General features: G+C 68.0%; 19 protein-coding genes. 11 read left to right on the top strand and 8 right to left on the bottom strand.

All coding sequences use genetic code 11. The features are described from left to right. Positions 1-12 precede the first annotated feature (12 nt). Positions 13-1,833, bottom strand: coding sequence for a carboxyl transferase domain-containing protein (locus IM738_RS23515; protein WP_336886569.1), 1,821 nt, complete (start codon positions 1,831-1,833; stop codon positions 13-15). A 73-nt stretch (positions 1,834-1,906) separates the two neighbouring features. Further along, a complete protein-coding gene (locus tag IM738_RS23510; RefSeq protein ID WP_236963435.1) occupies positions 1,907-4,879 on the bottom strand; it encodes an L-glutamate gamma-semialdehyde dehydrogenase in 2,973 nt (990 codons plus the stop codon). Positions 4,880-4,984: 105 nt separating this feature from the next. Here IM738_RS23510 and IM738_RS23505 point away from each other — a divergent pair, with 105 nt between their 5' ends. After that, positions 4,985-5,458: an Lrp/AsnC ligand binding domain-containing protein gene (locus IM738_RS23505; protein ID WP_236963434.1), complete on the top strand. Its 474-nt coding sequence runs from the start codon at positions 4,985-4,987 to the stop codon at positions 5,456-5,458. Between the two features lie 52 nt (positions 5,459-5,510). After that, the gene (locus IM738_RS23500; protein ID WP_236963433.1) at positions 5,511-6,065 is read left to right on the top strand and encodes a DUF3617 domain-containing protein; all 555 of its coding nucleotides are present in this window, start codon (positions 5,511-5,513) and stop codon (positions 6,063-6,065) included. A gap of 10 nt (positions 6,066-6,075) precedes the next feature. Here the strand turns inward: IM738_RS23500 and IM738_RS23495 are convergent, their stop codons facing one another. Continuing rightward, complete coding sequence (locus IM738_RS23495) at positions 6,076-6,777, bottom strand: YggS family pyridoxal phosphate-dependent enzyme (protein WP_236963432.1); 702 nt, start codon at positions 6,775-6,777, stop codon at positions 6,076-6,078. 38 nt (positions 6,778-6,815) lie between these two features. Between IM738_RS23495 and IM738_RS23490 the strand changes: the two genes are divergently transcribed. From IM738_RS23490 to IM738_RS23480, 3 genes are all read left to right on the top strand, one after another. Further along, the gene (locus tag IM738_RS23490) at positions 6,816-7,859 is read left to right on the top strand and encodes a type IV pilus twitching motility protein PilT (RefSeq protein WP_236963431.1); all 1,044 of its coding nucleotides are present in this window, start codon (positions 6,816-6,818) and stop codon (positions 7,857-7,859) included. A gap of 158 nt (positions 7,860-8,017) precedes the next feature. Further along, on the top strand, positions 8,018-9,154 hold the full coding sequence (locus tag IM738_RS23485) for a PilT/PilU family type 4a pilus ATPase (protein ID WP_236963430.1): 1,137 nt from the start codon (positions 8,018-8,020) through the stop codon (positions 9,152-9,154). Positions 9,155-9,306: 152 nt separating this feature from the next. Next, entirely contained in the window at positions 9,307-10,209 is a 903-nt protein-coding gene (locus tag IM738_RS23480; RefSeq protein WP_236963429.1) for an NAD(P)-dependent oxidoreductase, read from the top strand. 333 nt (positions 10,210-10,542) lie between these two features. Here the strand turns inward: IM738_RS23480 and IM738_RS23475 are convergent, their stop codons facing one another. Genes IM738_RS23475 through IM738_RS23465 form a run of 3 tightly spaced genes read right to left on the bottom strand, consistent with a single transcriptional unit; the run spans position 10,543 to position 12,233 of the window. Continuing rightward, entirely contained in the window at positions 10,543-11,160 is a 618-nt protein-coding gene (locus tag IM738_RS23475) for a BON domain-containing protein (RefSeq protein ID WP_236963428.1), read from the bottom strand. Then, positions 11,157-11,777: an SIS domain-containing protein gene (locus IM738_RS23470; RefSeq protein ID WP_236963427.1), complete on the bottom strand. Its 621-nt coding sequence runs from the start codon at positions 11,775-11,777 to the stop codon at positions 11,157-11,159. The genes IM738_RS23475 and IM738_RS23470 overlap by 4 nt, the downstream gene beginning before the upstream one ends. 27 nt (positions 11,778-11,804) lie before the next feature. Continuing rightward, the gene (locus tag IM738_RS23465; RefSeq protein WP_236963426.1) at positions 11,805-12,233 is read right to left on the bottom strand and encodes a YraN family protein; all 429 of its coding nucleotides are present in this window, start codon (positions 12,231-12,233) and stop codon (positions 11,805-11,807) included. A gap of 77 nt (positions 12,234-12,310) precedes the next feature. On the opposite strand from IM738_RS23465, the gene rsmI reads away from it, so the two are divergent. Next, complete coding sequence (gene rsmI, locus IM738_RS23460) at positions 12,311-13,147, top strand: 16S rRNA (cytidine(1402)-2'-O)-methyltransferase (protein ID WP_442908530.1); 837 nt, start codon at positions 12,311-12,313, stop codon at positions 13,145-13,147. A gap of 4 nt (positions 13,148-13,151) precedes the next feature. Here rsmI and IM738_RS23455 read toward each other — a convergent pair whose 3' ends face one another. Continuing rightward, on the bottom strand, positions 13,152-13,490 hold the full coding sequence (locus IM738_RS23455; RefSeq protein WP_236963424.1) for a hypothetical protein: 339 nt from the start codon (positions 13,488-13,490) through the stop codon (positions 13,152-13,154). Positions 13,491-13,621: 131 nt separating this feature from the next. On the opposite strand from IM738_RS23455, the gene IM738_RS23450 reads away from it, so the two are divergent. From IM738_RS23450 to IM738_RS23430, 5 genes are all read left to right on the top strand, one after another. Then, on the top strand, positions 13,622-14,248 hold the full coding sequence (locus tag IM738_RS23450; protein WP_442908462.1) for a DUF502 domain-containing protein: 627 nt from the start codon (positions 13,622-13,624) through the stop codon (positions 14,246-14,248). Beyond that, positions 14,245-16,920 carry a bifunctional acetate--CoA ligase family protein/GNAT family N-acetyltransferase gene (locus tag IM738_RS23445; RefSeq protein WP_236963423.1) on the top strand — a complete coding sequence of 892 codons (2,676 nt, stop codon included), beginning with the start codon at positions 14,245-14,247 and terminating at the stop codon, positions 16,918-16,920. Before IM738_RS23450 ends, IM738_RS23445 begins: the two co-directional genes overlap by 4 nt. 38 nt (positions 16,921-16,958) lie before the next feature. After that, positions 16,959-17,600 (top strand): protocatechuate 3,4-dioxygenase, encoded by a 642-nt coding sequence (locus IM738_RS23440; protein WP_236963422.1) that lies wholly within the window; start codon positions 16,959-16,961, stop codon positions 17,598-17,600. A gap of 254 nt (positions 17,601-17,854) precedes the next feature. Continuing rightward, positions 17,855-18,862 (top strand): metal-dependent hydrolase, encoded by a 1,008-nt coding sequence (locus IM738_RS23435; RefSeq protein ID WP_236963421.1) that lies wholly within the window; start codon positions 17,855-17,857, stop codon positions 18,860-18,862. A gap of 96 nt (positions 18,863-18,958) precedes the next feature. After that, positions 18,959-19,279 carry an EthD family reductase gene (locus IM738_RS23430; RefSeq protein WP_236963420.1) on the top strand — a complete coding sequence of 107 codons (321 nt, stop codon included), beginning with the start codon at positions 18,959-18,961 and terminating at the stop codon, positions 19,277-19,279. A gap of 4 nt (positions 19,280-19,283) precedes the next feature. Here IM738_RS23430 and IM738_RS23425 read toward each other — a convergent pair whose 3' ends face one another. Next, positions 19,284-19,754 carry a CopD family protein gene (locus tag IM738_RS23425; protein WP_236963419.1) on the bottom strand — a complete coding sequence of 157 codons (471 nt, stop codon included), beginning with the start codon at positions 19,752-19,754 and terminating at the stop codon, positions 19,284-19,286. Positions 19,755-19,873 lie beyond the last annotated feature (119 nt).

Here is a 19,873-nt window from a genome sequence, read left to right as displayed (position 1 = left end):
CGGGGTGAACCATCACCAGGTGTCGATGAAGCGTTCCGCCGGGAGCGCTGCGGGCTTCACCCCCGCCAATCCCAGGGACAACCAGCGCCGTGTCTCGGCCGGGTCGATCACCGCATCGATCTCCAGCGTGGTGGCCATGGGAATGGCCGACCCGTTGTCGTGCTGGCGTGCCAGCAGTTGCTGGAACAAGGCCTCCCGCTGAGCGCCTTCGGGCGCCGCTTCCAGTTCCTTGCGGTACCCCAGCCGCACCGCGCCTTCCAGCCCCATGGCACCGAACTCGGCCGATGGCCAGGCCACGGTGAACACCGGGGCGTGAAAACCGCCGGCCGTCATGCCCATGGCGCCGAGCCCGTAGCCTTTGCGCAGCACCACCGAGAACACCGGCACCCGCAGCTTGGCGGCAACGACAAACAGGCGGCTGACGTGGCGCACCTGGGCCGTGGCCTCGGTGTCCGGCCCGACCATGAACCCTGGGGTGTCCACCAGACTGACCACCGGCAAACCGTGCGCGTTGCAGAGCTGCAGGAAGCGCGCTGCCTTGTCCGCCGCATCGGCGTCGATCGCGCCGCCCAGGTGCAGCGGGTTGTTGGCCATCAACCCCACCGGCCGGCCCTCGATGCGCGCCAGCGCGGTGTGGATGCCCGCGCCAAAACCTGCGCGCAGCATCAGCAGGCTGCCTTGATCCACCAGCCCGGCCATCACCGCACGGGTGTCGTAGACGCGCAGCCGGTTCTCCGGCACAAGGTCGCGCAGGGCGTGGGCGTCGGGGGCAATCCAGTCTTTCACCCGCCCCTGAAAGAACGACAGGTAGTGACGCGCCGAAGCCACCGCCTGCGCCTCGTCGTCCACCAGCAGGTCGATCACGCCGTTGGCGTGTTGCACGCCCGACGGACCGATGTCCTCCGGCCGGAACACGCCGAGGCCACCGCCTTCCACCATGGCCGGGCCACCCATGCCGATGTTGCTCTGGCGGGTGGCGATGATGACGTCGCTGCACCCGAGCAGGGCCGCGTTGCCCGCGAAACAGCGACCCGCTGCGATGCCCACCACCGGCACCTGACCCGACAGGCGCGCAAAGGCTGCGAAGGTGCCGACGTGAAGGCCGGCCACGATGGGCATGTCGGTGTCGCCCGGCCGCCCACCGCCGCCCTCGGCGAACAGCACCACGGGCAGCTTCTGGGCCAGCGCGATGCCCAGCAGGCGGTCGGTCTTGGCGTGGTTGCGCAGGCCTTGTGTGCCGGCCAGCACGGTGGCGTCGTAGGCCATGACCACGGTGCGTGACGGCTCGGCGCCGAAGATCAGGCCGTTGACCGAACCGATGCCGGTCACCATGCCGTCGGCCGGCGTGTTCGCGATCAGGTCTTCTTCCGAACGGCGGCTGCGTTGCGCGGCCACCGCGAGCGCACCGTATTCGATGAAACTGCCGTCGTCGCACAGGTCGGCGATGTTCTCACGCGCCGTGCGCAAGCCCAGCGCGTGGCGTCTGGCCACGGCCTCGGGGCGTGCCGCGTCAAGGGTCTGCGCCGTGCGTTGGGCAAGCCGCTGCAGATCGGCCCGCTGGTGAGCGGATGGCGGCACCCCATCCGGTTCGGGTGTGATCGCCTCGGCAGCCGGTCGCACCTGCACCATGGGCTCCAGGCGCAGCAGACCGGCGCCCTCGTCCACCGTCTCGCCTTCGCTGAAGAAACGTTCGACCACCCGCCCGGCCGATTCGGCGCGCAGCTCGTGCTCCATCTTCATGGCTGCCAGGATCACCAGCGGGTCACCGGCGCGCACCGTGTCGCCGGTGTCGACGAGCCATTGCACGAGCTGGGCCTGCAGGGGAGAGCGCACGGTGGTCATGCGCGCATTGTGGCGATCGAGAGGTCGCCCGCGGTCATGCGGGCGACACCCGGTCGACGCCAGGTCAGTGGAGCGCCGGCCCCGCAAACAAAGCCACGTTGCCACCCGCCGCCGTGGTGTTGATGGTCAGCGTCTGTTCGGCGCAGAAACGTTGCAGGTAGTTGGGGCCGCCGGCCTTGGGGCCGGTGCCGCTCAGGCCTTCGCCGCCGAAGGGCTGCACGCCCACTACGGCGCCGATCATGTTGCGGTTCACGTAGACGTTGCCCACGCGCGCCGCCGTGGCCAGCGCCTGGGCCCGGCTGTCGATGCGGGTCTGGATACCGAGCGTGAGGCCGTAGCCCAGCGCGTTGATCTGGCGGATCACGTCCATCGGGTCGCCGCCCCAGCGCACCACCTGCAGCACCGGGCCGAAGATTTCGGCCTTCACATCGGCGATGGAGTTGACCTCGAACATCTGCGGCGGGATCAGGTTGGGAATGACCGATGCGCTTGCGGCGGGCAGCAAGGGCTTGGCCTCGGCGTGCAGGCGCTGCAGGTGGCGGCCGATACCGTCGAAGGCTTCGGCATCGATCACCGGGCCGAGGTCGGTCGCCAGCTCGGCTGGGTTCCCCGCCACCATTTCTTTCGCCGCGCCCTGGATCATTTCAATCACGTGGTCGGCGATGCCTTCGTGCAGGCACAGCAGGCGCAGCGCCGAGCAGCGTTGTCCGGCACTGCGGAAGGCGCTCTGCACCACCGCGTCCGCCACCTGCTCGGGCAGGGCCGTGCTGTCCACCAGCATGGCGTTGATGCCGCCCGTTTCGGCGATCAGCGGCACGATGGCGCCATCCTTGGCGGCCAGCGCACGCTGGATGATCTTGGCCACTTGTGTGGATCCGGTGAACACCACCCCAGCGATGCCCGCTTGAGCCACCAGCGAAGCACCCACGGTCTCGCCCGGGCCGTGCAGCAGTTGCAGCGCATTCGCGGGCACGCCCGCAGCGTGCAGCAGCTTCACGGCTTCGAGCGCCACCGCCGGCGTCTGCTCGGCGGGTTTGGCCAGCACGGTGTTGCCGGTGGCCAGCGCCGCCGCCACCTGGCCCATGAAGATGGCGAGCGGGAAGTTCCAGGGGCTGATGCAGACCCAGGCGCCGCGCCCTTCCAACCTCAGCACGTTGCTCTCGCCCGTGGGGCCGGGCAGCGTCTGCGGCGCCATCACGCGTTCTGCGTCGTTGGCGTAGAAGCGCAGGAAGTCCACCGCCTCGCGCACCTCGGACACCGCGTCGCCCCAGGTCTTGTGCGCCTCTTTCACCAGCAGGGCGCAGAAGCGCGGCAGTTGCTGTTGCAGCGCATCGGCGGCACGGCGCAGCGTGGCGGCGCGCTCGGCCACCGGCGTGTGGTTCCAGCCGGCGAAGGCGGCCACGGCTTGGGCAGACGCTGCATCCACCTCGGCTGTGCTCGCCTCGGCCACAGCGGGCACCGGCGTGCCGGCGAGCGCGGTGAGCAGCGGCTCGCGCATCGGGACCACCGCCAAGTCCAGCCCCAGGCTGTTGGCGCGCTTCGCGCCGTACAGATCCAACGGTAGCGGCAGCGAGGGTTGCGGCTCCAGGCGCAGCGGCGAGATGAGCAGCTCGTCCATGCCCACCGACTCGTCGGCCAGCTGGTGCACGAAGGACGAATTGGCGCCGTTCTCCAGCAGACGGCGCACCAGGTAGGCCAGCAGGTCGCGGTGTGCTCCCACCGGCGCATAGACGCGGCAGGCCACCAGCGGGTTCTTCAGCACCTCGCGGTAGATGCCCTCGCCCATGCCGTGCAGGCGCTGCAGTTCAAACGGCACGCCATGGCGTGAAGCCATCTGCAGGATGGCGGAAATGGTGCCCGCGTTGTGCGTGGCGAACTGCGGAAAGATCGCATCGGGCGCGTCCAACAGCGCGCGCGCGCAGGCGAGGTAGCTCACGTCGGTGTGGTGCTTGTGGGTGAACACCGGGTAGGTCGGCAGGCCCTGCTCCTGCGCGCGCTTGATCTCGGCGTCCCAGTAGGCGCCCTTGACCAGGCGGCACATGAACCGGATCTTGTATTGCCGGGCCAGCGCGGCCACATGCTCGATCAGCTCCACCGCGCGGGTCTGGTAGGCCTGCATCGCCAGACCCAGGCCGGCCCATTGCGGGCAGTGTTCGGCCACCAGCTGCGCCAGCGCCTCGAACACGTCGAGCGAGAGCTCCAGCCGGTCCACCTCTTCGGCGTCGATGGTCAGGTTGAGGTTGGCCGCTGCGGCCGCGCGGCACAGCGTCCACACGCGGGGCACCAGTTCCTCCATCACGCGCTCATGTTGCACATCCTCGTAACGCGGGTGCAGGGCGCTGAGCTTGATGGAAATGCCGTCGTTGTGCGCAGGCGAGCGTGCCGGGTAGGCGGTGCGCGCGATCGCGGCGACGGCGTTTTCATAACTCGCCAGGTAGCGCAACGCATCGGCGTCGGTGCGTGCGCCTTCGCCCAGCATGTCGAAGCTGAAGCGCAGCTGGTCCAGCTTCTTGCGCGCCGAGGCGGCTTCCTTCATGCCCTCTTCAATGGTCTGCCCCAACACGAACTGGCGGCCCAGCAACTGCACCGCGCGCAGCGTGGCGGCGACCACGGTCTTGGCGCCGAGCTTGGCCATCAGGCCGGGCTCCTGACCCGCGCCGGGCAGGAAGTGTTTGGACATGGCAATGGCAGTGGACGACAGCCGCGCCAGTGTCGAATCGGCGGCGCCGTCAAAGTCGGCCCGCCCCAGCTGGTCGGCCGTCAGGGCGATGGCGGTTTCGGCGTCGGGCACGCGCAACAGGGCCTCGGCCAGCCGCATCAGGGCCAGGCCCTCGGCGCTGGAGATCGGGTACTCCTTGAGCAGGCTTTCCATGGCCCAGAACGGTGGCGGGTTCTTGCGCACGGCGCGCACCCAGGGCGCGGCCACGTGGGCGGCCGCCGCCCAGTCCAGCGCGCCCTGCAGCGCGGCGAGGCGCTGGGCGACGATGGCGGTCTCGGGCCGGTAGGGGGAAGGCAGGCGGTCGGTGGTGCGGGGCATGGATGTCTCCGGGAATCGGGGAGGTTGGTGAATCCCGTGATGGTGCCGATGCATTCGGTGAATTTCTGGTGGTTTTTTTGTCAATCACCGGATAATTCACTGACCATGACCGCAATCACCCACGACCTCGACCGCATCGACCTGCGCATCCTGAACGTTCTGCAGGCCGACGGCCGCATCGCCAACCTGAAGCTCGCCGAGGCCGTGGCGCTCTCGCCCACCGCCGTGCTGGCGCGCACCCAGCGCCTGCAGCGCGACGGCTACATCCTGGGCTTTGAAGCGCGGCTGAACCCGCTCAAGCTCGGCCGCGGGATGATGGTCTTCGTGGAGGTGTTGCTGGACCGCACCACGCCCAACGTGTTCAACGAGTTCAAGGCCGCGGTGCAGGTGCGCGACGAGATCATGGAATGCCACATGGTGGCCGGCGGTTTCGACTACCTGCTCAAGACCCGCATGGCCGACATGGCCGCCTACCGCGACTTCGCCGGCAGCGTGCTCTGGCAACTGCCCGGCGTGCGCGAGACGCGCACCTACGCGGTGATGGAAGAGGTGAAGAACAGCAGCCGCTTGCCCCTTTGACAAGCGCCATCGGCCGGCGACAATGCCCAGCAAACCACTTCTGGAGCCCTCCATGCCCAAAGCCTCCCGTCTGCTGTCCTGCCTGCTGCTGTGTTCCGCGAGCGCCTTCGCGCAAACCCAGGCGCCCGGCCTGTGGGCCGTCCAGAGCAAGATGGGCGGCAACCCCGAGATGGACAAGGCCATGGCCGAGATGCAGAAGCAGCTGGCCAGCATGCCGCCGGCCCAACGCAAACAGATGGAAGCGATGATGGGGAAAAACGGCATGGGCGTGGCCCCAGGTGGCGGCTTCTCCCTCAAGGTCTGCATCACGCCCGAGATGGCGGCCCGCGCCGAAATGCCGTCCCAGACCGAGGGCAACTGCACCAGCACCATCACCTCCCGCAGCGCCAGCGCGCTCAAGATGAAGTTCGTCTGCACCAACCCATCGTCGTCGGGCGAGGGCACCTACACCTTCAACGGCGACAAGGCCTACACGATGAAGATGGTGATGCAGTCGGTCCGCAACGGCAAACCGGAAAGCATGACCATCGACGGCCAGGGGCAGTGGCTGGCCGCCGATTGCGGGACGGTCAAACCGATTCAGATGCCCGCAGCGCCCGCCAAATAAACAGGCCTTCTCAGGCCCTGGGCCGGCTGCCGAAGATGGCCCGGCCCACACGGACCATGGTCGAGCCCGCCGCCACGGCGGCGTCCAGGTCGTCGCTCATGCCCAGGGACAGGGTGTCCAGGTTCAGGCCCTGCGCGTTGAGGTCGTCGAACAAGCCGCGCGCGCGCAGAAACAATGCACGCTGGCTGTCAAAATCCGGCGCCGGTTCGGGAATGCACATGAGGCCGCGCAGCCGCAAACCAGGCAAGCCGGCGACCGCATGGGCCAGCGCGGACAACGCATCGGGCGCGACCCCCGACTTGTTCGCGCCACCATCCACATTCACCTGCAGGCAGACCTGCAAGGGCGGCAAGCCTTCCGGCCGCTGCTCGCTCAGCCGCTCGGCGATTTTGAGCCGGTCCACCGACTGCACCCAGTCAAAGTGGGCCGCCACCAGCCGAGTCTTGTTGCTCTGCACCGGTCCGATGCAGTGCCACTGCAGCCCGGCATCGGCGTGGGTGGCACGCAAAGCCAGCACCTTCTCCACGCCCTCCTGGACGTAGTTTTCGCCAAAAGCCCGCTGCCCGGCCTTGATCGCCTCCGCCACTTCGTCGGGGCCAAAGGTCTTGGAGACCGCCAGCAATGTGACGGCGCTCACATCGCGACCCACCGCGGTGCAGGCCTGCGCGATGCGCTCCCGAACCCCTTGGAGATTGTCTGAAATGATCGTCATAATCAGTCTGTAACACCAACACTGCACGGGACCCCGGGATGGACATCACCCAACTGCTCGCCTTCAGCGTCAAGAACAAAGCCTCCGATTTGCACTTGTCTGCCGGGCTCCCACCCATGATACGGGTGCACGGTGATGTGCGCCGCATCAACGTCGAACCGCTGGATCACAAGATGGTCCACAGCATGGTGTACGACATCATGAACGACGCGCAGCGCAAGCAGTATGAGGAGTTCATGGAATGCGACTTCTCGTTCGAGATCGAAGGCCTGTCGCGTTTTCGCGTCAACGCCTTCAACCACAACCGGGGCGCCGGCGCCGTGTTCCGGACCATCCCGAGCAAGATCCTGACGCTGGAACAGCTCAACGCGCCCAAGATCTTTGGCGACCTCGCGCTGCGCCCGCGCGGCCTGGTGCTGGTCACCGGCCCGACCGGCTCGGGCAAGTCGACCACGCTGGCCGGCATGGTGAACCACCTGAACGAAACCGAGTACGGCCACATCCTCACGGTCGAAGACCCGGTCGAATTCGTGCACGAATCCAAGAAGTGCCTGATCAACCAGCGCGAGGTCGGCCCGCACACGCTGAGCTTTTCCAACGCGCTGCGCTCGGCCCTGCGCGAAGATCCGGACGCCATCCTGGTCGGTGAAATGCGCGACCTGGAGACCATCCGCCTGGCCATGACGGCCGCCGAAACCGGCCACCTGGTGTTTGGCACGCTGCACACCTCCAGCGCCGCCAAGACCATCGACCGCATCATCGACGTGTTCCCGGCCGAAGAGAAAGACATGGTGCGTGCCATGTTGTCCGAATCGCTGGTGGCCGTCATCTCACAAACCTTGTGCAAGGTGAAAGACGGCAGCGGTCGCGTGGCCGCGCACGAAATCATGATCGGCACCAGCGCCATCCGCAACCTGATCCGTGAGGCCAAAGTGGCCCAGATGTACTCGGCGATCCAGACCGGTCAGGGTGTGGGCATGCAGACGCTGGACCAGAACCTGTCCGAGCTGGTGAAACGCAACGTCATCAGCCCGGCCGAAGCGCGCAGCAAGGCCAAGATTCCCGAAAATTTCCCAGGGTAGACGTGGCTCCCCCCCCGTTGCTTGCTCGCTGCGCGTAGCCGCATACCCCCAGGGGGCAACGCGAGTGGCCCGGCGAAGCCGGTTCCACCGCGTTCACGGCTCAAGGCATCGCCAAGTTGGCAGATTTGAACAGTCGGAAAACAAAAGGGTAAGACCTCATGGAACGCGATCAGGCATCCAAGTTCATCAACGATTTGCTCAAGCTGATGCTCAGCCGGGGCGGCAGCGACCTGTTCATCACGGCCGACTTTCCGCCCGCCATCAAGGTGGACGGCAAGGTGGTGAAGGTCTCGCCGCAGCCGCTCAACCCGGTGCACACACTGGCCCTGGCCCGCGCCATCATGAACGACAAGCAGTCGGCCGAATTCGAGCGCACCAAGGAATGCAATTTTGCGATCTCGCCCCCCGCCATCGGTCGCTTCCGCGTGAGCGCCTTCATCCAGCAGGGCAAGGTCGGCATGGTGATGCGGACCATCCCCGCCGTGCTGCCCACCATCGACAAGCTCGGCCTGCCCCAGGTGCTGAAAGACGTGGTGCTCTCCAAGCGCGGTCTGTGCATCCTGGTGGGCGCCACAGGCTCGGGCAAGTCCACCTCGCTCGCCGCGATGGTGGACTGGCGCAACGAGAACACCCACGGCCACATCATCACCATCGAAGACCCGGTGGAGTTCGTGCATGCCCACAAGAACTGCGTGATCACCCAGCGCGAGGTGGGACTGGACACCGACAGCTGGGAAGCGGCCTTGAAGAACACGCTGCGCCAGGCACCCGACGTGATCCTGATGGGCGAAATCCGTGACCGCGAAACCATGGAACACGCGATCCAGTTCTCGGAAACCGGTCACCTGTGCCTGGCCACCCTGCACGCCAACAGCGCCAACCAGGCACTCGACCGCATCATCAACTTCTTCCCCGAAGAGCGGCGCGCGCAGTTGCTGATGGACCTGTCGCTCAACCTGCGCGCACTGATCTCGCAACGGCTGGTGCCCCGGCAGGACAACAAGGGTCGCCACGCGGCGGTCGAGATCATGCTGAACTCGCCCCTGATCTCCGACCTGATCTTCAAGGGCGAGGTGGCCGAGATCAAGGAAGTGATGAAGAAGAGCACCAACATGGGCATGCAGACCTTTGACCAGGCGCTGTTCCACGCCTTCGAAGCCAACCTCATCACCTTTGAAGACGCACTGCGCAACGCCGATTCGCTCAATGACCTGCGCCTGCAGATCAAGCTCAACAGCCAGCGGGCGAAGACGGTGGACCTGGCGGCGGGCACCGAGCACATGACGATTGTCTAGAGAAACACCCCCGCGCCGCGCCTTAGGGCGCGTCACCCCCTCAAGGGGGCAACGCGGTGCGGCCCGGCAAAGCCGGTTCCGCCGCGTTCTGGGTTTCGGTCACCTCGTTCCGGCTGCACCAGATCCAAAGCATTTTCCGAAAGACATCCCCCATGAGCAGCATCGCCTCCAAAACCTACGAATCTGTTGCGCCGAAGAAGGTCGCTTTTCTCGGCCTGGGCGTCATGGGCTTTCCCATGGCCGGGCACCTGTCCAAGGCCGGGCATTCGGTGACGGTTTACAACCGCTCGCCCGCCAAGGCGCAGGCCTGGGTGGCGGAGTTCGGTGGCGGCGCCCAGGCCACACCTCGCGAGGCGGCGGTGGGGGCTGACATCGTGTTCTCGTGCGTGGGCAACGACGACGACCTCCGCTCGATCACGCTGGGGGCCGATGGCGCTTTCGCCGGCATGGCGCAGGGCGCGGTGTTCGTGGACCACACCACCGCGTCGGCCGATGTGGCGCGCGAGCTGTACACCGCCGCGAAAGCCCTGGGACTGGCGTTTGTCGATGCCCCGGTCTCGGGCGGCCAGGCGGGGGCGCAGAACGGCCTGCTGACGGTCATGTGTGGCGGTGATGCCCCCGCGTTCGACGCGGTGCAACCGGTCGGCATGGCGTTCTCGCGCGCCTTCACGCTGCTGGGCGCCAGCGGCGCAGGCCAGCTCGCCAAGATGGTCAACCAGATCTGCATCGCGGGCCTGGTGCAGGGGCTGTCGGAAGCCATCGCCTTCGGTCAGAAAGCCGGCCTGGACATGAACCAGGTGCTGGACGTGATCGGCAAGGGCGCGGCCCAGAGCTGGCAGCTCGACAACCGCGGCAAGACCATGGTGGCCGACAAGTTCGACTTCGGTTTCGCAGTGGACTGGATGCGCAAAGACCTCGGCCTGGTGCTGGACGAAGCCCGGCGCAACGGCGCGCGCCTGCCGGTCACCGCGCTGGTGGACCAGTTCTACGCCGACGTGCAGGCCGCCGGTGGCAACCGGCTGGACACCTCCAGCCTCATCAAACGGTTGAAATAACCCTCCCCCCGCGCCGCCTTCGGCGTCCCCCCCCCAAGGGGGCGATGCGAGTGGCCCGGCCAAGCCGGTTCCACCGCATCCTGAGTGAAGGCAGCCTGCGCCGGAGGGGAAATCGTTTCGAAGACCCTGCGAAATCGGCTTTGCAGCGAACGCCAATGTTGTCCATGAAGGGCTGGCGTGCAGCGCGAACAGGAAGGTACGCCCCTTCTCCGGCGCGAAATGTTTTAACCCAAGGATGCGGTGGAACCGGCTTCGCCGGGCCACTCGCATCGCCCCCTTGAGGGGGTCGCGCGCAGCGCGGAGGGGGTGGACCGTTACCTGCGTCGCGGGGGGTTACTTGATCTTCGCCAGCTCTTCTTCCGAAATGATTTCCAGCACGCGCACCACACGCTGGGCGCCCTTGGTGGTGCGGGCCACCTGGGTGGCGATGTCTGCCTCGCGCTGCGTGACGCGGCCCATCAGGTACACCGTGCCGCGCTCGGAGACCACCTTGAACGAGTTGGTCGAAATCTGCTTGGTGTCCAGCAGGCCGGCCTTGACCTTGCCGGTCAGCAGCGAGTCTTCGGCCTTTTCGGTGAAGCTCGGGCTGTTGGCGATGCCCAGCTCGTTGTAGACCATGAGCACGTTGTCCACCTGCTTGCCCACGGTCTCGGCGAGCGCCTTGTCGTTGGCATTGCCCACCTCGCCGGTCAACAGCAGGCGGCGGTTGTAGCTGGTCACGTTGATGCGGGCACGCGTGCCCATCTGGTCGCGCAGGCGGTTGGCGGCGCGCAATTCAATGCCCTGGTCGTCGAGCTGGGCGCCCGAACTGCGACGGTCGCCGACCACCATGGCACCGGTGAGGGCGGCGCCCCCCACGGCCAGGGGTGCGCAGGCCGACAGGGTGGCGGCAGCGGCGGCCAGGCTCAGGACAGCGACCGTCAGGCGGCCCGGGAAGCGTGAATGTGTCATGCGGGGTTCTCCATTTCGTTGGACAAGGTGTCGGGCAGGCCCAGCAACTGGGCATCCACGCCGTCGCAAATGCAGTGCAGCACCAGGTGCTGCACTTCGAGGATCCGTGCCGGCACGTCGGTCGGCACACAGATGTGCACGTCGGTGTCGCGCAGTTGTTGCGCCAGGCGACCGCCGCGGGCGCCGGTCAGCGCCACCACGGTCATGTCGCGCTCGTGAGCGGCCTCCACCGCCGCCACCACGTTGGGCGAATTCCCGGTGGTCGACAGCACGAGCAGGACGTCGCCGGCCTGCCCGAGCGCGCGCACCTGCCGTGCGAACACCACGCGGGCGTCAAAATCGTTGGTGAGACCAGTGATCACCGACGCGTCCGCCGACAGCGAAAACGCCGCCAGCTCGGGACGCTCGCGCTCGTGGCGGCCGATGAAGCTCGCCGCAAAGTGCTGGGCGGCCGCCGCCGAAGCGCCGTTGCCGCACGACAGCACCTTGCCGCCGCCGGTGACGCTGGCCAGCACGGCGGTTGTGGCCGCCTCGACCACCGGGGCGAGCGACTGCGCGCACTGGTATTTCAGGTCGGCGCTGTCGATGAATTGTTGCTGTATCCGTTGCAGAAGCATGGGGCGATGATAGCGGCGGGCAGGGTATCAAAAGGTTGCGGGTGCATCAAAGGCGCCGCGCAGCCATTCGGGGGCGATGCGATCGTCCGGGCCACCCTGGATCAGCACCACGTCGAAGCGGCATGGAGGCTCTGACCCCAGTCGCATCAGAAAGTGCCGCGCGGCGAACACGATGCGCCGCTGCTTCACCGCCGTGATGCTTCCGCCGGCCCCGCCGTGGCTCGCACTGGCGCGCTGCCGCACCTCCACAAACACCAGCGTGCCGTCGCGCTCGCGCATAATCAAATCGACCTCGCCACCGCCGCGACCGGGTGACTTGAAGTTGCGCTGCACCAGCCTGAGCCCCTGCCGCTGCAAATGGTCCAGCGCCGCGTCTTCGGCCGCGTCGCCCCGGCGTTTGGTGGTGACAGCGCCCGTCGGAGCCGACGGATTCACTGGTTTTCTGGATAACCACATTGTCTGTTTCTCCCTCCCTGTTGGCCGCCGCCAGCGACGCCGCAGCGCACCAGCATTATCCGCAGGGCACGCTCTACATGGTCGCCACGCCCATTGGCAACCTGGCCGACATTGCCCTGCGCGCCCTGCACGTGCTGTCGCTGGTGGACACCGTGGCCTGCGAAGACACGCGCCACACCGCCAGCCTGCTGCAGGGCTACGGCCTGCACAAGCCGCTGCTGGCGCTGCACGAACACAACGAGGCCGAAGCCGCGCAGACCGTGATCCAGCGGCTGCGCGACGGCCAGCGCGTGGCCTATGTGAGCGACGCCGGCACACCGGGCGTGAGCGACCCGGGCGCGCGCCTGTGTGCGGCGGTGGTCGCGGCCGGGCATCGCTGCGTGCCGCTGCCCGGCGCGAGCAGCATCACCGCACTGATGAGCGTGGCGGGCACGGGCGGGCACGACGGGCGTTTTGTCTTCACCGGTTTCCTCTCACCCAAGGCCGCCGAGCGCCAGCGCGAGGTTCAGGCCATCGCCGCCGACGACCGCGCCTGTGTGCTGCTGGAGGCGCCGCACCGCATCGAGGCGCTGGCCAAAGACCTGGCCGCGCTCGGCGACCGTCCGCTCACGGTGGGCCGTGAACTCACCAAACAGTTTGAAGAGATCGCCCAGATGCCCGCCGCCGGTTTCCCGGCCTGGCTGCAGGGCGGTGCGCACCGCACGCGGGGCGAGTTCGTGTTGCTGGTGCACCCGCAGGCCGCCGCAAACAGCGACGCGTTCGACGCCAACACCCTGCGCACGCTGGACCTGCTGCTGGCCGAGCTGCCGGTGAAAACCGCCGTGAAGCTCTGCGCCGACATCACCGGCGCACCGCGCAACGCGCTTTACCAGGCGGCACTGGCGCGACGACAGGCCGGCGCCGAGGAAGACTGAGCGTTCAGCGCAAGCGCTGCAAGGGCTGTTCTGTCGCGGGCCGGGCAGCGCCTTCAGACACCTCGGTGGCGTCCACGTCCACCACCTCCCCCACGGGCGCCCGCCCGGGCCACACGCCCTGCGACATACCTTGCGTATAGCGCTGCGACTGTTCGCGCATGCGGCTGAACATCACCACCGGCGCTGGCTTGCGCCCGGTGATCAGCGACCACAGCGAGACCAGCAGCACGACCACGATGGCCGCCAGCAGGAAGCTGATGACGAACACGCCCGCGGCCAGCACCAGCGTCAGCTTGATCAGGCCACGCAACACGCGGCCCACGAAATCGGTCAGGTCATTCATGGTGTGAGGGAGTCGGACCTTGGCCCATCGTTCCCTTGAAAAGACAAACAAACTTTCACATAAGGCCATTGTCGGCCAATGCAAGCCCGCCGGGTCATGCGCCGGGCACACCCGGCTGCTATGCTGGAAACATGACACCGCCCACCCCGCCCGAGCCCCCCATGAAGCGCCTTTCACAGTACTTCTTTCGCGGCCTGATCACCTTCCTTCCGCTGGCCATCACGGTCTACGTGCTGGTGCTGTTCGTCACCTGGACCGAGCGCACCGCGATGCAGATGCTGCGCCCCCTCACCGGTGATTTTTACCTGCCGGGCCTGGGCATTGCGCTGGGTGCCGCGCTGATCCTGGCGCTGGGTTTTCTCATGTCGCAGCGCGTCACGGGCAAACTGCTGTCGTTCATCGAGCTGCCCTTCACCAACCTGCCGGTGGTGAAAAGCATCTACTCTTCGTTGAAGAACTTCGCCGACTACTTTGCGCCCCATGAACAGGACGCGCAGCAGGTCGTGCTGCTCAAGATGCCGGGCCACGAACTCAGCACCGTCGGCCTGGTGACGCGCCAGAGCATGAAAGGCCTGCCCAAGGGCCTGGCCGAGCTGGACGACCAGGTGGCCGTCTACCTGCCCATGGGCTACATGATCGGCGGCTACACCGTGTTCGTGCCGCGCAACTGGACCACGCCGGTGGACATGACGGTCGAAGAGGCGATGCGCATGGCGCTGATTGCCTTCATGTCCTCGGGCAAACAGGACAAGTCATGAGCATCCGCCACCTCGACGCCCTTTTCGCCCCCGGCTCGGTCGCTGTCTTCGGCGCGTCCGAACGCCCGGCCAGCGTGGGGAGCACGGTGTGGCACAACCTGCACCAGCAGTTCACCGGGCGGCTCTACCCCGTCAACCCCAAACACGCCGCGCTCGGCGGCGTGACGGCCTACCCCGATGTGGACGCCCTGCCCGAGACGCCCGACCTCGCCGTGATCTGCACGCCCGCCACCACCGTGGTGAAGCTGATCAAGCAACTGGGCGAGCGCGGCACGCGCGCGGCCATCGTCGTCACCGCTGGGCTGGACAAGGCCACCAAGCAGGCCATGCTCGACGCGGCCAGGGTTCACACGCTGCGCATCCTCGGGCCCAACTGCATCGGCCTGCTGGTGCCGCACCTGGGGCTGAACGCCAGCTTCGCGCACATTGGCGCCCTGCCGGGCGAGCTGGCTTTCGTTTCGCAGTCGGGCGCGCTGGTCACCGCCATGCTCGACTGGGCCGCGTCGCGTGGCATCGGCTTCTCGCACTTCGTCTCGCTCGGCGAGCGCGCCGACGTGGACTTTGGCGACATGCTCGATTTCCTCGGCAGCGATCCCAAGACCCGTGCCATCCTGCTCTACATCGAGTCCATCGACGAGAGCCGCAAGTTCATGTCGGCCGCGCGCGCTGCGGCGCGCAACAAGCCGGTGATCGTGGTCAAGGCCGGGCGCTCCAGCGCGGGCCAGGCGGCCGCCGCATCGCACACCGGCGCGCTCGCGGGCTCCGACGCGGTGTTCGACGCGGCCATCGCGCGCTCGGGCATGTTGCGCGTGCTCACCCTGCCCGACCTGTTCCTCGCCGCAGAAACGCTGGCGCGCTTTCGCGACGGGCCCTCGGGCGCGCTCACCGTGCTCACCAACGGCGGCGGGGCGGGCGTGATGGCGGCCGACGAGGCCGCCGCGCTCGGCGTGCCGCTCACGAAGCTGAACGACGCCATGCTCGCCCGGCTGGACGCCGTGTTGCCCGGCAACTGGTCGCGCGCCAACCCGGTGGACATCATTGGCGATGCGCCCGCCGCGCGCTACGTGGCCGCGCTCGACGCGCTCGCGCACGACACCGACAGCGCCGTGCTCTTCATCCACGCGCCCACCGCCATCGTGCCCAGCGCCGAGATCGCACAGGCCCTGCTGCCGCAGGTGACGGCGCAGCCGAAGCGCGTGCTCGGCTGCTGGCTCGGCGACCAGGCGGTGGCGCAGGCGCGCCAGACCTTCCGCGACGCGGGCGTGCCCGACTTCAACACACCCGAAGACGCGGTGCGCGCCTTCTCGTTCCTGCGCAGCTACCGCCTGCACCAGGAGGAACTGCTGCAGACGCCGCCCGCGCGCAGCGCCGCACACGCGACCGACCTGCCCGCCATCCGCGCCATCGTCGACGCGGTGCTGGCCGACGGCCGTGAGCTGCTCACCGAGCCCGAAGCCAAGGCTTTGCTCGGCGCCGCCGGACTGCCGGTCGTGCCCACGCGCGTGATCGGCGCCAGCGCCGACGAGGCCCAGGCCGCCGCCGACGCGCTGGGTTATCCGGTCGTGGTGAAGATCCTCTCGCACGCCATCAGCCACAAGAGCGACGTGGGCGGCGTGCGGCTGAACATCGGCAACGCGAGCGAGCTGCGCGAGGTCTGCACCAGCATGCTGGCGCGCGTGCGCGAGCTGCGGCCCGACGCCGACGTCCAGGGTTTCACCGTGCAGCCCATGGTGCGACTGAAACATGCCCACGAGCTCATCGTCGGCGCCAGTGTCGACCCGACCTTCGGCCCGGTCATCCTGTTCGGCGCGGGGGGGACGGCGGTGGAGGTGCTGGCCGACCGCGCGCTGTCGCTGCCGCCGCTCAACACCCCGCTGGCGCTGGCGCAGATTCAGCGCACGCGCATCGCCAGGCTGCTGAAGGGCTACCGCGACGAACCCGCCGCCGACATCGACGCCATTGCCCAGGTGCTGGTGAGCGTGTCGCAACTGCTGGCCGAGGTGCCGGAGATCGCCGAGCTCGACATCAACCCCCTGCTGGTCAACCACGAGCGCGCGGTGGCGCTCGACGCCCGTGTGCGCGTCTCGGCGAACCGGCCGGCCGGCGCGGCGAACTTCGCCATCCAGCCCTACCCGGCCGAGCTGAGCGAGACCTGGGACTGGAAAGGCCAGCCGGTCACGCTGCGCGCCATCCGCCCCGAAGACGAAGCGCAGCACCGCGTCTTTCTGGAGAAGCTCGACCCGGAGGACATCCGTCTGCGCGTGTTCTACAGCCGGCGCAGCATCGAACACAGCGAGCTCGCACGGCTGACGCAGATCGACTACGCGCGCGAGATGGCCTTCATCGCCACCCGCCACATCGCGGGGGACGGTGAAGAAACCCTGGGCACGGTGCGCGCCACCGTGGACCCGGACAACCACACCGCCGAGTTCGGCGTGATCGTGCGCTCCGACCTCAAGGGCTCGGGCCTGGGCCACAAGCTCATGCACAAGATGATGGACCACCTGCGCGCGCGCGGCACGCAGCGCTTGGTGGGCAACGTGCTGCGCGAAAACCGCGCCATGCTGGAACTTGCGCGCGCACTTGGCTTCCAAGAGAGCGCCAACCCCAGCGATCCGGACGACCACAGCGTGCGCTTCGTGGCGCTGGCGCTTCAACCGCCCGGCGCCTGATCGGCCGCGGGCCGCCCTTTCAGCGACAGGAGCCCGCCATGACCACCCACAGCCTCCCCTCCCGCCGTTCCCTGCTCGTGCGCGGCGCGGGCGTGATCGCCGCCACCGCCGCGCCCGTCTGGCTCACCCCCGCGCTCGCGCAGGGCACGCCCCTGCGACCCACGCCCGGCCAGACCGAGGGGCCGTTCTACCCCGTGGCCCTGCCTGCCGACACCGATTTCGACCTGTTGCGCAACGGCGCCGCGAGCTACCGCAAGGGGGAGATGGCCTGGGTGCAGGGCGTGGTGACCGACACGCGCGGGGTGCCGCTGGCCGGCGCGGTGGTCGAGATCTGGCAGTGCGACCAGGACGGCCACTACCACCACCCGAGCGACGGCGGCCGCGCCGACCCCGCCTTCCAGGGCTTCGGGCGGATCACCGTGGGCAAAGACGGCGCCTACCGCTTCCGCACTCTCAGGCCCGCGCCCTACAGCGGGCGCACGCCGCACATCCACGTCAAGGTCCGGCTCGACCGCCAGGAGCTGCTGACCACCCAGTTCTATGTCGCCGGCGACCCGGGCAATGCGCGCGACGGGCTCTGGCGCCGCCTGGGGGAACAGGGGCAGGCCGCGCTCACGCGCCCGTTCGTGCCTGGCGCCGATGGGCTGCGGGCCGAGTTTCCCATCGTGATAGCGGTGTAGCCCCCCGCGCCGCCTGCGGCGTGCCTTGCAGGCCGCAGCATCGTCAGAGCCGATGCTTCTTCGGGCAGTCCAAGCCTGCGCAGGCAGGCTTGGAGCCGCGGCCCTCAGCCCCCCAGGGGGCTTTGCTCCCGGCCTGGCGAAGCCAGTTCCGCCGCGTTCTGGGTTCGGGCATCTCGCGCCGGTGCGAGCCCTGTTGGTACCCGTTTGATGCCCCTCAACAGCGACTGCTTCCCGCCAACCTCTAAGCTCCCCGCATGGATTCACTGACCCAGATCGCCCTCGGCTCCGCTGTCGCCGTGGCCACCTTGGGCCGCCGCACCGCCGTCTGGAAGGCGGCGGTGTGGGGCGCGGTGGCCGGCACCCTGCCCGACCTCGACGCCTTCATCGACCATGGCGACGACATGCTCAACATGGTGCTGCACCGCGCCGAGAGCCATGCCCTGTTCTACCTCACCCTGTTCGCGCCGCTGCTGGCCTGGCTGGTCTCGCGACTGCACGGAGAAAAAGCACTGTTCAGACGTTGGACACTCGCGCTCTGGCTGGTGCTCATCACCCACCCGCTGCTCGACGCCATGACGGTCTACGGCACCCAGCTGCTGTTGCCGTTCACCAACCACCCCTACGGCGTGGGCAGCGTCTTCATCATCGACCTCGCCTACACCCTGCCGCTGATCGTGGGCACGGTCGCGGCGCTGCGCATGAAAGACCTCGCGCACGGCCTGCGCTGGAACGCGGCGGGCCTGGTGCTCAGCACGGCCTACCTGGCCTGGGGCGTGGGCGCGCAGTGGCAGGTGGAACGCATCGCCCGCGCGTCGCTGCAACAGGCCGGCATCGAGGCCGAGGGCCTGCTGGTCACACCGACGCCCTTCAACACCGTGCTCTGGCGGCTCGTGGCCACCACGCCCACCCAGTACCACGAGGGCTTCTACTCGTTCATGGACGCCACGCCCACCGTGCGCTGGACCGCCCACCCGCGCGGCGCCGAGCTCATGGCGCAGCACGGTCAGGCCGAGCCGGTGGCGCGGCTGGCCGCGTTCACCCACGGTTTCTACCGCCTGGCCACGGCGGCCGACGGGCAGCTGCGCATCACCGACCTGCGCATGGGCCAGGAGCCCGACTACACCTTCAACTTCGATCTCGGCCCGCTGGCCGCCGTGGGCTCGGTGCCGGCCCGGCACATGAGCCAGCGGCCCGATGTCGGTGCCGCCCTGTCCCAGCTGTGGACGCGCCTGAAAGGCCAGCCAGCGTCCTCCCCCCGGTGACCCGGCTGGCGTTCGGGGGCGCGCTTGCCGGAAAACGCCGCCGGGTGCACGATGGCGCCGACCCGGCGACGTGACCGGGCAACCCTGGAGACAACCATGATCAAAGTCAGCGTGATGTACCCCAACGGCCCCGGCACCCACTTCGACCACGCCTATTACCGCGACAAGCACATGCCGCTGGTGAAGGCCCGGCTGGGCGCGCCGCTGAAGTACTACACGGTGGACAAAGGGATGGCCGGCGGGGCCCCCGGCTCGGCGCCGACCTACGCCGCCAGCGGCCACCTGTTCTTCGACAGCGTCGAAGACTTCCAGACCTCGTTCGGCCCGCACACCCAGGAAATCATGGGCGACATCCCCAACTACACCGACATCACGCCGGTGATCCAGATCAGCGAAGTGGTGGTCGGCAAGCCCTGAGGGTTCAAGCCATCAGCAGCGTGATCACGATGATCACCACGCCGATGGCAAGGTTGACGCTCACCCAGGTGCGGATGCCCGCCAGTGCGGCGCCACCCGCGGGCCAGTCGCTCGACGCGACCGCTGCCGACAGGCGCTTGAACAGCGAGAAGCGGATGTGGCCGAAGATGCCCATCATCACGATACCGAGCGTGGCCATGAGGGTCCAGTCCAGCGGCATGTTGAAGCCAAGCCCCGCCTGCACCGAGTCTTTGGCGGCGCGGCCGATCATCCACAGGCCGGTGGCCAGCACGACCCCGATGGCCACCAGCACGGCCGCGAAGAAGCGCTGCAGCGCGCCGTGCATCAGGCGGATGCGTTGCGGCGGCTCCAGCGACATCGCGGCCGGGCGCAGGAAGAAGTGGGCGAAGACCATGCCGCCGATCCAGACGACGATGGCGAGGATGTGCAGCAGTTTGAGGGTGGCGTAGAGCATGGTGTTTGAAGCAGCAGGACTTGGCAGGTACGAACCGAGCGAATCTGACGATACCACCCGCCTCGTGCCGCTGCGTTTCCCCGCTTCAACCACAGGGAATGCCAAGTGCTCGCCATCGA

This window comes from Hydrogenophaga sp. SL48 (assembly GCF_021729865.1).
In the GTDB taxonomy this organism is placed as follows: domain Bacteria; phylum Pseudomonadota; class Gammaproteobacteria; order Burkholderiales; family Burkholderiaceae_C; genus Hydrogenophaga.
The sequence above is the reverse complement of the archived record's forward strand: the minus strand, read 5'-3'. Positions and strand labels throughout refer to the sequence as shown.